The sequence below is a fragment of the Lactobacillus sp. RTP31084st1_F9_RTP31084_210423 genome (genome assembly GCF_040919545.1).
Taxonomy (GTDB): domain Bacteria; phylum Bacillota; class Bacilli; order Lactobacillales; family Lactobacillaceae; genus Lactobacillus; species Lactobacillus paragasseri.
Genome location: NZ_JBCOVH010000001.1, coordinates 77646 through 91128, shown reverse-complemented (window position 1 = coordinate 91128; position 13483 = coordinate 77646). Strand labels below are relative to the sequence as shown.

Sequence of the window (13483 nt, the reverse complement as noted above, 5' to 3'; positions counted from 1 at the left end):
CCGAAATTCGAATTAATTACCAAGAATTAATTCCTCTAAAGGTCGTTAATGGTACCTAACCAAATTATAAAAATTTCAGGAATGAAATTGGGGTTTTCTTCTAATCAGGAGCTTCCAGAACTAGGCTCCTGTCTCTGAGTTGAAGAAAATCATGTCTTTCATTGACTTTCATTATACTAGCTCATCAAATAGATGCAAGCAAAATTTGAAATTAATTTCTACGATTTTTACCGCCAACAAAAACCTCTTTACTCAAGAAACGAACCCGCTCCATTAAGCGTCTTGCCTTAACCTCATCAACATTATTTCTTGTTTCAGCAAAATGTTCAGCCAAATCATCCATTGTCATATTTGAACTAAAAAATGTTGGTAAAACATTATCCATGCGTTTTTGCAAAATAACGCCTAACACGTCATCACGTGACCATTCACTTAGAGTCTCTGCTCCAATATCATCAAAAACTAAAACAGGAGCTGACGCAATACGATCAATCTCGTCACTTAAGCTATTATCTTGAAAATGGCTCCCCAAACTGGCAATAAAAGAAGGTACATGTAAAAAGACTACTCGACTTCCTTGACGCGCAATAGCGTTAGCTAACCCAGCTAAGATATACGTTTTTCCTACACCAAAATCACCAGTTAGATACAAACCTTTGATGTGTTTGTTCTTCTTAAAACTGGCTAAAAACATAGCTACTTCATTTAATGCAGCATCCCGTTCAGGAGTTGAATCAACATTTTCTAGTTCAACATGACGTAGTTTTCCTGGTAGATCAATCAATTCAATCCTGCGTTCTGCCCGCATTTTAGCTTCTGAGTTTAACTTTGCCTCAGTTGGAACATAGGTAATATCAATTACCTTTCCATTAAGAAAAAGCTTTGGCGTATATCCTTCCATCACAGGGTTTGGCGCCTCAATTTGCTCAACATAGTTAAAAATCGTAGGAAGAGAAGCCTGGACAATTTCTTTATTTAATTTGTCTTTATTTTGTGCGAGAAAGGCTTGAACACTGGGATGCTTTATTGCTGTTTTAGCAATCTTTTTCCCATCTTCGCTCAATTTTCTTTTCTTGATAATACGTGTGATTACTTCAGAAATATCTTCCACCAGTACAACACTTCCTATTCATTTTTACCGAATTCACGAAAGATTCGATTTCTTTCCTCAGCTGACATGGTTGTTTTCTTATTTTGATGCTGTTTTTCATACTTCGACCAATCAGTTGTCTTACGAATATTCTTTTTGGGAGCACGATAATATTGATGACTACGTTTATTCTTTCGTTCCTTAAGATATGCGATAGCTTCAGTTGGCGTGGTTATTCCTTGCTGAAGCCAATCATTAGCAATTCGATCAGCTAAATTATTAGTCAACACAGCATCATATTCAAAACAAGTATGAACAATCAAATTAATTAAAGGTGGTGTTAACCCCATTTGATCTTGCAAACGAAAGATAACTTTCTTTTCATTTGCAGTTACATAGCCACCTTTTTTCTCTTTTAATTCGTATAAATAATCAGTTGGCACCTTACTATCTACTGCACGAATTAGATCTGCATCTGCTTTTGATAATTTTTTAATTGCATGATCAGCATCTTTAGGAGTTTGACGTAACTGCTTTTTAACCATTTTTTTATTGCGATTAAGTCCAAAGTTTTCATTAACTGCATTTTGAATTGCATACATATTGAGTTTATCTGCCCCAGCTGACATCGTAATCAGCGCAGTTTCGACAAATTCTTGCTCAGTTAAATGGTAAAAATCAATAATCTGTTTAATTTCTACCTGGTGCTTTAAAACTTCTTCTTTCTTAATATGATAGCTCTCAAACAAATCAACCAAAAAGCTCCAGTCAACTTTTACTGGCTCATTACCTAACTTAATTTCACCTTTGGTATCTTTAGGAACTTCACCAGCCGCTTCTTTAACTTCAACTGGTGCATCAATCGCATTTTCAGCACTCAAGTGAAAAACATCAAAAAAGCCACTAGTAACTTCCTTAGCATCTTTTAAACCGACAAAAGTTCGCGGAGTAAATTTTTTTACCAAACGATCAAAAGCTACATTTCCTACTCGTTCAAGCAACAAACTTGAAAGTAAAAAGGTGTGAAAGAACTCGTCTGCTGAAGGAACTTTTTCTACTTCAAAAATCAAAACCTCGCCTAAAACAGGATTTGAACCTAAAAATGTCTTAATTAAGCCTGTTGCCTCTAAATGATGCAAAGTTTTAAATAAGTCCTCTAATTTTAAGTTTGTTTGATCTTGAAGTTGATATAAAGTTTTATAATCTTTGGCAAAAGGTACTTCATCAAATTCTTTTGTCAATGTTATATATAATCCTACTCCACGAATACCCACAAGAGGCTCAAAAAGAGTAGTTAAAACTTTTATATTTTCTTCACTAACAGCTACTTGATTAGCCACATAAAAAGGCTGCTTAGGGTCAGCACTTTCAAACACAGGCTACCTACTCCTTATCATGTTTAGCCATCATATCTTCCATGGCTTCCATAAATCCTGAAACATCTTTAAATTGGCGATAAATACTTGCAAATCGAATGTAAGCTACATCATCTAAATTAGCCAATTCCTTCATCACCAAATTACCAATGTCTTTAGATGAAATTTCATTAAGACCTTGCTTTCTAATTTCATTTTCTACATGATCTACTAAAGTATCTAGTTGTTCGCTTGAAATTGGTCTCTTTTGCGCAGCCATCATTACGCCATGCAAAATTTTATCGCGGTTAAAGGCCTCACGAGTCCCATCATTTTTGATTACCAATAGAGGCGAGCGCTCTACTCTTTCAAAAGTAGTAAAGCGAAAACCACAATTTTCGCATTCTCTGCGTCGTCTAATTGCTCTATTTTCATCGCTTGGACGAGAATCAATTACTCTTGAAGCATTCTTGTGGCAATTTGGACATTCCATCTTCTCTACCTGCCTATCTTTTGTAATAAATCAGATAATCTTTTCTCTAAGTCATCTATTGTACCAGTATTAGCTACCACATAGGTAGCTCTTTTTTCTTTTTCACTTAGTGGCATTTGATTATTTATTCTAACCAAAGCTTCTTCTCTAGTGAAATTATTTCGTTTCATCAGACGTTTAACCTGCAGTTTTGGTGAAATAGAAATAACCAAAACGCCATCGCATAAGCTTTCAAAACCAGATTCAAATAGTAAAGGCACATCAACTACAACTTTTTTTTCTTGATTTAAACGGTATCGCTCCATTTGTTGTTTAATTTTCTGATGAACAAGTGGATGAGTTATCTCATTTAATTTTTTCAGCTTAGTTTTATCATTAAAAACTATTCCACCTAATTTATGACGATTAATTGTTTGATCATCATTAAGAATATTGCTGCCAAAATAATTAACTATTGCCTGATAACCCTTTTGGCCTACTTCCATTATCTGATGAGCAATTAAATCGGAGTCGATAATCGGAATATTTTGCTTTTCAAAAAATTCATCAGCTGTACTTTTACCACTGGCTATTCCGCCAGTTAATCCTAAAAAATATGTCATTTATATAGTACCTGACAATGCGGACAGAAAGTAGTTCCGCGTCCATTTACCTTAATCTTCTCTAAAATAGTGCCGCACTTACTACACTCTTCACCAGCATGTCCATAAACCTGCAGCATCTTTTGATAACCACCAATTTTACCATTAGCATCTAAATAAGTATGAACAGTAGTTCCGCGTTCCTTAGTTGCTATAGCGATAGTACGGTTGATATTTTGATATAAATTCTTCACCTTATCAGCAGGAATAGCTTGAGCGCTACTTAGGGGATGAATTTTACTCTTCCAGAGTACTTCATCTACATAAATATTTCCTAAACCACACACAATTGTCTGATCCAATAAAGTGTTCTTTATATTCTTTTTCTTCCGGCTCAAAGCATTAATGAAATAGGTTAAGTTAAATTCAGCAGTATTAGGTTCAGGTCCAAGATGACGAATTCCAGTCGTCTTTCTTTCAGTTCCTGTTTCAACTAAATGCATCCTACCGAATTTGCGCACATCATCATAACGTAAGGCAGTCCCATCAGTAAAAATAAATTCTACATGTTCATGCTTTCCCTTAGGTGTATCAGGACTAACTAAATGATATTTTCCTTCCATGCGCAAATGCGAAACCATTGTTAAGTCGCCATTGAACCTAAAGAGTAAATACTTGCCATAACGATCAATTTTCAAAATCGTTTTATTTGTCAATTTTTTAATAAATTCAGCTGGATCGTTAACTATAATTTTAGGATACCAAATATTTATTTTAGCAATTGTTTTTCCCTTTACTAAGGGAGTTAAAGTCCGTCTAACTGTCTCAACTTCTGGCATCTCTGGCATTAAATCACCTACTTTTTACTTAGCGTCATACCAATTATGACCCCAGTTAGAGTCAGCTATCAGTGGAACATCTAGTGTTACAGCTGACTGCATAACTTCTGGCACAATTTTCTTAATTGTATCTAATTCAGCCTTCGGTACATCAAAAATAAGCTCATCGTGTACTTGTAGAACCATTTTAGTCTTTAAATGCAATTCATCAAGTTTCTTTTGCATATTAATCATGGCAATTTTAATAATATCAGCAGCTGAACCTTGAATAGGAGAATTAATTGCAGTTCTTTCAGCAAAGCTTCTAACGTTGAAATTTTTTGAATGAATATCTGGTAAATAGCGTCTTCTATGCATAATAGTTTCTGCATAGCCTTTTTCGCGAGCTTCCTTAATTGCCTTATCCATATAATTCTTAATTTGCGGATATTGTTCAAAATAATTATCAATAAATGTCTTTGCTTGTTTACGACTGATGCCTAAGTTCTTAGACAAGCCATAATCAGAAATACCATAAACTATTCCAAAGTTGACCGCCTTAGCATGCCGACGCATTAACGGAGTTACTTCATCAGGTGAATCCAAATGGAAAATCTTCATTGCAGTGTGGGCATGAATATCGTAACCAGATTTAAATGCCTCCTGCATATGTTCATCCCCGGAAACATATGCCAAAACTCTTAATTCAACCTGTGAGTAGTCGCAAGAAAAGATATAGCCGTCTTTAGTTGAAGGTACAAAAGCCTTCCTAATCTGTTTTCCTTCATCAGTTCTAGTTGGAATATTTTGTAAATTAGGATCAACCGATGAAAGACGACCTGTTGCAGTTAAAGTCTGTAAATAACGGGTATGAATTCTTCCATCTGGTTGAATACACTCGAGCAGTCCCTTAACGTAAGTATTTTGAATTTTAGCAATTTGACGATAATCTAAAATTTCCGAAACAATTGGACTCTTCATTTTCAATTGCTCTAATACTTCAACAGAAGTTGAATAGCCAGTTTTGGTCTTTTTAATTGGTGGTAAGTTTAATTTTTCGAAAAGAATATGACCTAGCTGTTTTGGTGAATTTAAATTAAATTCTTCACCAGCTTGTTGATAAATCTTATGTTCTAGTTCTTGTAATTTAAGTGCAAAGTCATTGCCTAATTGATTTAAAACTGATGCTTCAACCTTAATTCCAGTAATTTCCATTTTAGCTAAGACAAAAGCAACTGGAATTTCAATTGTTTCATATAAATCATCTTGCTCATGATCTTTTAATTTCTCTAGAAGTGGCTGCTTTAACTTCTCAATTACAACGACTTTAGCTGCTAAATGTTCAAAGAACTCATCATCCTCAGGTACAGCTTTCTTTTTACCTTTACCATAAACTTCCAAGTCAGTTTTTACTGAATAATCGCCATATAAATGCGCTACTTCACCAAGATCGTTAGAATTATTCTCATTATTAACTAAATAAGAAGCTAGAAGCATATCATAGTCTAATCCTTCTGCATCAATATCTAGCCGATGTAAACCTACATAGGTTCTTTTAATATCGAAAACATTTTTCTTAATCTTCTTATCTTCTAGCATTTGACAAAGTGGAGTTTCTTGCAGTAAAACCACATCTTTAGAAACATAGATTTTATCGCCAACTTTTAATGAAAATCCTTCAAGTGGAGCTAAATGGTAGTTATCACCCAACATTGCTAGATAAAATGTTACTTCCTTTTCATTAGTTTTACCAAGTTCAGCGATATTTTCTTTTGTCAGCTCTTGATACTCGTACTTCTCGCTTTCTTGCTTACCAGCACTCACTCCACTTACGCCTAACTCAGCTAAAAACTTCTTAAATCCTAATCTTTCATATAAATTACGTAAGTCTTCAATATTAGGTTCTTCCAGCTTAGTATCAGCAAGGGTCACTTCTACTGGAGAATCACGATCAATTGTGGCCAGTTTTTTAGCTAAAAAAGCCTTATCTTTATCATTAATTAAGTTCTCTTTTAACTTGGATTTTTTCATTTCATCCACATGTTCATAAAGTTTTTCAACAGAACCATACTTCTGAATTAAACGTGAAGCTGTCTTCGGACCAACTTTCGTTACACCTGGATAATTATCAGAATTATCTCCCATCAGAGCTTTCATATCAATAAATTCAGTTGGAGTTACGCCATTAACTTCTTTCATATGTTCTGGCGTATATGCCTCAGTATCACCAACTCCATTCTTAGTTATTAAAACCGTGGTTTTATCAGAAGCAAGCTGTGTTAAATCACGATCCCCAGTTACAATGTCAACAGTATAACCAGCTTCTTCTCCCATTTTAGAAAGTGTGCCAATAATATCGTCTGCTTCATAATTCTTTAGTTCATAGCTCTTGATACCTAAGTCTTTAAGCATTTCACGAATTACAGGCAATTGCTCTGATAATTCACTTGGAGTTTTTTGTCGACCACCTTTATAGTCTTGATACATTTTAGTTCTAAAAGTAACTTTTCCTGCATCAAAAGCAACTAATACATTGCTTGGATCAGTCTGCTTCATAATCGCATCAAGCATATTTTTAAAAGTAAAAATTGCATTTGTATGCAAACCATCTGGGCTAGTAAAGCGATCCAGCTGACGGTATAAAGCATAAAAGGCACGAAAGGCCACAGAGTTACCGTCAATTAAAAGTAATTTCTTTTGTGCCATCTTTTTCTCCTTAAATAAAAAAACTGTCAAATAGTCTCTTACCTATTTTAACAGTTTTTCTTACATGATTTAATTATCTACATTTGTTTTGAACTTTAAATCCTAAAATGGATTGTTTTCGTCAACAATTTTATGGTAATTATCAGGATCAGTATTACCTTCTGTACTTAAAACAATAATGCGTGAATTTTGGTCAAGACCTAATTCGGCGCGATCCTTGGCTAAAGCTGGATTAGATAAAATTTCATAAACATAGGCAAAACCAGCAGCACCAGATTCACCAGAAACGACTTTAGGATCTCCTTCAAGAGGATGACCTAAACGTGCCATTCCTTCTGCATCAACGTCTTCACTCAATGTTCCATAAAACTTTGCACTATCACGAATTATTGGCCATGCAGTGATACTTGGAGTCTGACAGTTTAAGCCAGCCATCATTGTCTTAGTTAGTCCCTCTAAGTGGTGACGCTTACCATCAGCTTTTTGAGCTGAGAGATAGTAACAAGCTACTGTCTCAGGTTCAACAATTGTAATGACTGGTAATTCTTCAGGTTTCATTCTTTCTTCTAAACCTAAAATAATCCCAGCTGCAAGAGAACCCACACCAGCTTGTAAAAAGATATGAGTTGGTTTTTCTTTCATTTGATGTAAAAATTCATCAACAATTAAGCCATAGCCCTTAATAATCCAACCTGGGATCTTCTCATAGCCTTCCCATGCAGTATCTTGAATCATAATTCCATTAGGATCTTTTTCGCAGAGTTCTTTAACTTCTTTGACGGTATTGTCATAATTTTTATCAGTAATCTCAACTTCTGTATTTTGAATCTTGCGGATATGATCAGCACGAATTTCTTTTGAGCTTTTAGGCATCTTGATTACTGCATGAGTTCCAAGCTTACTTGCTGCCCAAGCAATTCCACGTCCGTGATTACCATCAGTAGCAGTATAGAAAGTGATTTTTTCTGCTACCTTTCTAACCTCAGGCTTCATTAATTCATCATATGTAAGCTTATCTGCATCAAGACCAGCTCTTTCAGCAATGCAGCAAGCCATAGCATAAAGACACCTGCACCTTTAAAAGAATTAATGCCAAAGCGACTACTTTCATCTTTAACAGCAATTTCTGCAACATTTAAGTGCTTGGCCAAATTAGTCAAATCTTTAAGTTCAGTTGGCTTGTAATAAGGAACTGAATTAAAGAAAGTCTCTACTTCATGGTCATCTTTTAACTCTGGAGCTTTAAATGAGAAAGGTGACTTTAATAAATGAACTTTTTTCATAATTACACCTCATAAACGTTAACTAATAACTTTAAGTCCAGTTTATCATTCTTTATTTACGCTTAATCATTTTTATTGCGTGCTTGAGTATATTTCATAAAAATAGCAATGATGACTAACACGAGGACTAATAAAAAAATATAAGCTAAATGGGTACCATGAGCAGTAGGAATTGCGCCTTTTGATCCAGCATTTCTTTGCGCAAATGCCACAAAAGCGGCAGTTGTTGACGTACCAACCGCACCAGCAAATTCTTGCAAAGTATTCAAAATTGCATTTCCTTGGGTTACTTCACTTTTTTCAAGATGATCTAGCGCGTCCGTCATAACGCATCCCATCATCATTCCCATTCCACCCATATAAAAGATGTAAATAAATAGAATAAGAAAATTACTTAAATTATTTGTGAAAATAGTAAAAATAAGCAATTCTAACAACATAAAGCTAGAACCAATTAAAATCGGTCTTCTTGCACCATATCGATCAAGTAAACTCCCACCAAACGGAGCTAAAAATGCACCAGCAAATCCTGCTGGTAAAACAACTAATCCAGCAATTAAAGCGGAACTGCCATTAACTAATTGAATAAAGTTTGGTAATAAAAATGCATTTCCTAATGAAATAATCTGAATTAAGAAAAATCCAACAGCGTGAGCAGCAAAGAACTTATTTTTAAACAAATTTAAATCTAAAACTGGGTCGTTAATTCTATTTGACCGATAAATTAACAATCCCAAAGAAATTAAAGCAATTAAAATAGCTCCTAAACAATTGAAGGCAACATAATTTCCAGTGCTTAAATTACTAAAGCCTAAAATCATTCCAATAAAAAAGACTGCGATTAATAGAATACTTAAAAGGTCAAATTTAACCTCTCTCAGTTGTGATTTTTGTCTAATTCCTCCAATTCCAAGTACCAATGAAATCAAGATAAAGGGAATCATAATATAAAAGATCCAGCGCCAACCTAAGTGAGTCACAACAAGACCACCAAAAGTTGGCCCTAAAGCTGGTGCAATCCCAGTAATCATATTTCCAACGCCCATCATTACGCCAACTCGACTTTTTGGAACTTGCTCCATAATGATATTAAACATTAAAGGAAGAGCAATCCCAGTTCCTAGTCCTTCAACAATTCGACCAATTAATAAAAATTCAAAATTAGGTGCACAGGCACCAATAATTAAACCACTTAAATATAATAAATTAGCTGTAATAAACAGCTTTTTTGTTTTAAAGTGCGCCTTTAAATTTGCTGATAAAGGTACAATGATCGAAATAGTTAACAAATAAATTGATGTCAGCCACTGAACTGTATTAGTAGCTAAATTAAATTCTTTCATTAAAGTTGGAAAGGCAATATTCATTGAAGTTTCAATAATTACCCCACTAAAGGGGAGGATGCCCGTCGAAAAAATTGCTGCAAGTACATGCTTAGGAATTTTTTCCTTAGTCATTTGCTTTTCCCTCCTTTATGCTCCTTAGAAATGCTGTAATGGTATTTACATCTTTCATTGATAAATTGTCTAAAACTTCTTCATTATCTTGTTTCATATACTGCCTAATTTTTGGCACTATTTTTAAGGCAGATTCGGTTAATTGCGCCTGCTTTTTTCTTTTGTCTTTAGGATCATCAACTCTAACAATTAATCCACGTTTCTCCATCCGTTGCAGCATGATTGTAGTTGTTGATCGTTTAATATTAAATTCATGCTCAATTTCATTTTGCGAAGCAAGATTGTTTTGATGATTAGATAAGAAATCAATTACTGACATTTGCACGCCTGTTACGCCTAAACTATTAGCAAAGTTTTCACGTTCACGATCAATTTGAGTAGTTGCTTGTTTAATTAACTTTTTCAGTGTCTCCATATTTATCTCCTTAATTTGGTTAGCTGTCTAACAAACACGTTATAAAATAAAATTGTTAGATATCAAACATATTTCAAAAGATAAAAAAAGAATCACATTGTCCGCTATCAATGTGATTCTTTTAAGTAAGTATCTAAGCAAAAATTTTATACGGGGGAAAAGGTTTTTATTTAGATTCTACGTTTTTCGTGAAAAAAGTTACTTTTTGTTGATAATCATCTATCAACAAGTTTAAATTCTGTCGACCCTTCCATTGTCCATAGCCAAAGATCGACATACCTAAAGCTCCTAAAACAAAGAGAACTATACCAGTAATAAACAACCAAAGAGTTTTGGCATGGTAGTAATAGATTAAAACAACTCCGATTGTACTAATCATAAAAAACAAATTAAACCAAGACTTCAAATTCTTTAACATCTTTTTTTGATAATTAACTTCGTTGACATAGCCTTTTTTTAATTCTTCAATTGTCATTACTAATCCCCTCCGAGCTTTTAATTAGTATGATAAACCTGGGTTGAAGAAACCAACTAAGACACCTAAGAAGGCAACTCCAATTAAAATGATCATCGTCCAAATAGCTGAAACATGCTTCTTAGCCATTAACCACCAACATAAGAAGGTAACAATAACAGTAAGCAAACCAGGATAAATATTATCAAGTTGCTTTTGCAAATCCATAAATACACGACCACTTGAGTCACGTAGTTTCAATGAAGTCGTTACACTTACCCAGCTTGCAAGAACACCACCAACTACCATTCCACCGACAATGGAAATAGCTTTACGAATTGCCTTACCTTGAGTACCAACTAAGATATCAACAGCTTTATCACCTAATTTATATCCACGGAAGTATAAGAAACGTTGACCAAAGTAAGCAATTAAACTCCAAGCAATAATGTAGAAAATTGCACCAACTGGTGAACCATTTCTAGACATACCAAGGGCAATACCCAAAAGGATAGGAATTAAAGTACCATCAATTAATGAATCACCGATACCTGCAATTGGTCCCATCAAACCAGCACGCATATCATTAATAGTTTCGCCGTCAATTCCCTTACCATTTGCACGAGCTTCTTCCAAACTAGCTGTCGTACCAATAATAACTGAACCTAACATTGGGTTAGTGTTAAAGAATGCGGTATATGCATGAATATTTTCTTGTTGCTTTTTCTTATCAGGATATAGTTCCTTAATAATTGGCAACATTGAAGCTAAATAACCAAATGTCTGCATTTGTTCTTGAGAGAAACAAGTTAATGCTCCCCAGAACCATAAGTTAAAGGATTTATTTAAAGTCTTTTGACTAATCTTTTTCTCATCCATCATTAAATATCCTCGTCTTCCTCATCGTCATCATCTACTGGTGTATTTGTATTAGCAGCTACTGGAGTAGTCTTACCCTTGCTCATTTCAATTTCGTACATAATTACGGCGAAGAGTAAAGATACTACAGTAATTGATACCAAGTTTAACTTTAATGAAGCAGCTAATGTAAAACCAACTAAAAATGGAATAAAGTCTACTGACTTATTAACAATCTGACGAAGTAAAATAGCAATACCAACACATGGAAGCATAGCACCTACAGTGAACAAGGTTTTCATTGGAATACCATCCATTGGAAGTGCGTTACGTAAAGCAGTAACACCTTGTGCTCCAAAGTGAGTCATTAAAACTGTTGGCAAGAATGAAAAGATTAAGTGAGAAACCCATGGCCAGCCAAAGTTAACTGCGTATAATCTATCTAATTTATTGTTTTCAATATCTTTCCAACCAAATGATTGCCAAACCAAGTTAAGGAATGCAACTGAGTAGAACAAAACTGAACCGATAGTACCAACTAAAGTACCTAATGATTTAGCCATATTAGCTGCTTGGCTACTGAAAGGACTTAAACCTCTAGAACTAATCGCAACCATTGCTAAAGGAATACCAATATAAGAAATAGCACGTACATCGGCTGAAACAGTACCACCTGGAGTTACCAAGGCAATGTAAACAAGCTGTGTAGCCACACCACAGGCAATACCTAATGGAACATTCCCCATTACGAGTCCACAAATTAATCCTCCGACTAATGGACGACCAATCATATAATTACCAATGGCTTGTCCAGCCATACAAGAGTTTGAACATAAACATGCTAGCAAGCCAAAAATACAAGCTTGTAACCAACTTATAGTCATTTTTCTACCTCTTTTACCTTTATCTATACTTATAAATTATTTTTAATAACCAAACTTGCCTTTAAACTTATCCCAGTAACCAATTTGCTTATCTGGAAGAAGTGCAAAGTGGATCTTATATCCCTTATCGGCAATTGCTTCAAAAGCATCTCCTTCTTCTTGAGTAAATGATTGGTTATCACCTAATTTAATAGCACCGGGACGGTCATTACCTGGTCCAACAATCACTTCATTTACATCACTTGGCTTAAATCCCCAATCAACTAAAATAGTTTTCATATCAAGTGGGTTTTTAGTAATTAAAAAGTAGCGAGTGTTTGAAGCTAAAACTTTGTCTTGTACTTTCTTAAAGTGATCCATTGTCCAAACAAAGCACTTCTTACCTTGACCTTCAGCTGCTGATTTATAAGCTTCTTTCAAAATTGGATTATCGTGGGCTTTATCATTTACAGCAATAATTCCATCACATGGAACTTCCTTTGCCCAACGAGTAGTAATTAATCCATGAATCATACGGTCATCAATTCTAACAAGTGATACAGTCATTTTTATTTCCTCCTAAATATCGTCATCATCATCTGAACTATTATCTGATGTGATTTCATATTGCTTTAATGCTTGTCTAGCTTCATCTAAAGCATTTTTAGCAATATCTTCTTTACTCATTGCGTCTAAAGAAACAGTTGCAGTTAAAGCCATAGTGAAGTTCATTCCACCCAAAACAACACTTTTATCCATTAATCCTCTTTCAGAAAAAACATTTAAAAATGTTGTTAACGGACTTCCACCAATAATGTCAGCTAAAACTATAAATTCATCTTCTGAATTAAAGTTTTGTTTATCGAAAAAGTCATTAACCTTTTTCTTAAAATCATCAGCTGATTCTCCGTTGTATAGACACAAAGTATGGACTCTGTTAATTGCGTCTCCAGCAAACATATCTAATGAAGTTTTAAGACCTTCAGCGAATTTACCATGAGAAACTAAAATTAGATTTTTCACTTTTGCACCCCTTCTCTTGATTACAGGTATAATTTATCATTATGAAAGCGTGTGCATAAGTGCCAAATGTAATCGTTTTCCAGCTAG

At 34.5% G+C, this 13483-nt stretch carries 15 protein-coding genes; all 15 read right to left on the bottom strand.

Annotation, left to right across the window (positions count from 1 at the left end):
- Positions 1–211: 211 nt before the first annotated feature.
- Positions 212–1111 (bottom strand): primosomal protein DnaI, encoded by a 900-nt coding sequence (dnaI, locus tag AB5359_RS00475; protein WP_003648356.1) that lies wholly within the window; start codon positions 1109–1111, stop codon positions 212–214.
- Between the two features lie 14 nt (positions 1112–1125).
- Positions 1126–2466, bottom strand: coding sequence for a DnaD domain protein (locus AB5359_RS00470; protein WP_048685087.1), 1341 nt, complete (start codon positions 2464–2466; stop codon positions 1126–1128).
- 7 nt (positions 2467–2473) lie between these two features.
- Complete coding sequence (gene nrdR, locus AB5359_RS00465) at positions 2474–2938, bottom strand: transcriptional regulator NrdR (protein WP_003646909.1); 465 nt, start codon at positions 2936–2938, stop codon at positions 2474–2476.
- Between the two features lie 5 nt (positions 2939–2943).
- A complete protein-coding gene (coaE, locus tag AB5359_RS00460; protein ID WP_048685084.1) occupies positions 2944–3540 on the bottom strand; it encodes a dephospho-CoA kinase in 597 nt (198 codons plus the stop codon).
- Positions 3537–4367: a bifunctional DNA-formamidopyrimidine glycosylase/DNA-(apurinic or apyrimidinic site) lyase gene (gene mutM, locus AB5359_RS00455; RefSeq protein WP_048685082.1), complete on the bottom strand. Its 831-nt coding sequence runs from the start codon at positions 4365–4367 to the stop codon at positions 3537–3539. The genes coaE and mutM overlap by 4 nt, the downstream gene beginning before the upstream one ends.
- A 15-nt stretch (positions 4368–4382) precedes the next feature.
- Positions 4383–7043 (bottom strand): DNA polymerase I, encoded by a 2661-nt coding sequence (gene polA, locus AB5359_RS00450; protein ID WP_368287184.1) that lies wholly within the window; start codon positions 7041–7043, stop codon positions 4383–4385.
- A 102-nt stretch (positions 7044–7145) separates the two neighbouring features.
- Positions 7146–8099, bottom strand: coding sequence for a diaminopropionate ammonia-lyase (locus AB5359_RS00445; RefSeq protein ID WP_232001008.1), 954 nt, complete (start codon positions 8097–8099; stop codon positions 7146–7148).
- On the bottom strand, positions 8036–8326 hold the full coding sequence (locus AB5359_RS00440; protein ID WP_232001009.1) for a hypothetical protein: 291 nt from the start codon (positions 8324–8326) through the stop codon (positions 8036–8038). Before AB5359_RS00440 ends, AB5359_RS00445 begins: the two co-directional genes overlap by 64 nt.
- Positions 8327–8388: 62 nt before the next feature.
- Complete coding sequence (locus AB5359_RS00435) at positions 8389–9783, bottom strand: MFS transporter (protein ID WP_368279929.1); 1395 nt, start codon at positions 9781–9783, stop codon at positions 8389–8391.
- The gene (locus AB5359_RS00430; protein WP_003648349.1) at positions 9776–10198 is read right to left on the bottom strand and encodes a MarR family winged helix-turn-helix transcriptional regulator; all 423 of its coding nucleotides are present in this window, start codon (positions 10196–10198) and stop codon (positions 9776–9778) included. The genes AB5359_RS00435 and AB5359_RS00430 overlap by 8 nt, the downstream gene beginning before the upstream one ends.
- 166 nt (positions 10199–10364) lie before the next feature.
- Positions 10365–10673, bottom strand: coding sequence for a hypothetical protein (locus tag AB5359_RS00425; protein ID WP_003648348.1), 309 nt, complete (start codon positions 10671–10673; stop codon positions 10365–10367).
- Positions 10674–10697: 24 nt separating this feature from the next.
- Positions 10698–11531: a PTS system mannose/fructose/sorbose family transporter subunit IID gene (locus AB5359_RS00420; RefSeq protein ID WP_048685230.1), complete on the bottom strand. Its 834-nt coding sequence runs from the start codon at positions 11529–11531 to the stop codon at positions 10698–10700.
- A gap of 2 nt (positions 11532–11533) precedes the next feature.
- The gene (locus AB5359_RS00415) at positions 11534–12394 is read right to left on the bottom strand and encodes a PTS sugar transporter subunit IIC (RefSeq protein ID WP_003648346.1); all 861 of its coding nucleotides are present in this window, start codon (positions 12392–12394) and stop codon (positions 11534–11536) included.
- A 42-nt stretch (positions 12395–12436) separates the two neighbouring features.
- Positions 12437–12940 carry a PTS sugar transporter subunit IIB gene (locus AB5359_RS00410; RefSeq protein ID WP_003648345.1) on the bottom strand — a complete coding sequence of 168 codons (504 nt, stop codon included), beginning with the start codon at positions 12938–12940 and terminating at the stop codon, positions 12437–12439.
- Between the two features lie 12 nt (positions 12941–12952).
- Positions 12953–13396 (bottom strand): PTS sugar transporter subunit IIA, encoded by a 444-nt coding sequence (locus AB5359_RS00405; RefSeq protein WP_048685073.1) that lies wholly within the window; start codon positions 13394–13396, stop codon positions 12953–12955.
- Positions 13397–13483 lie beyond the last annotated feature (87 nt).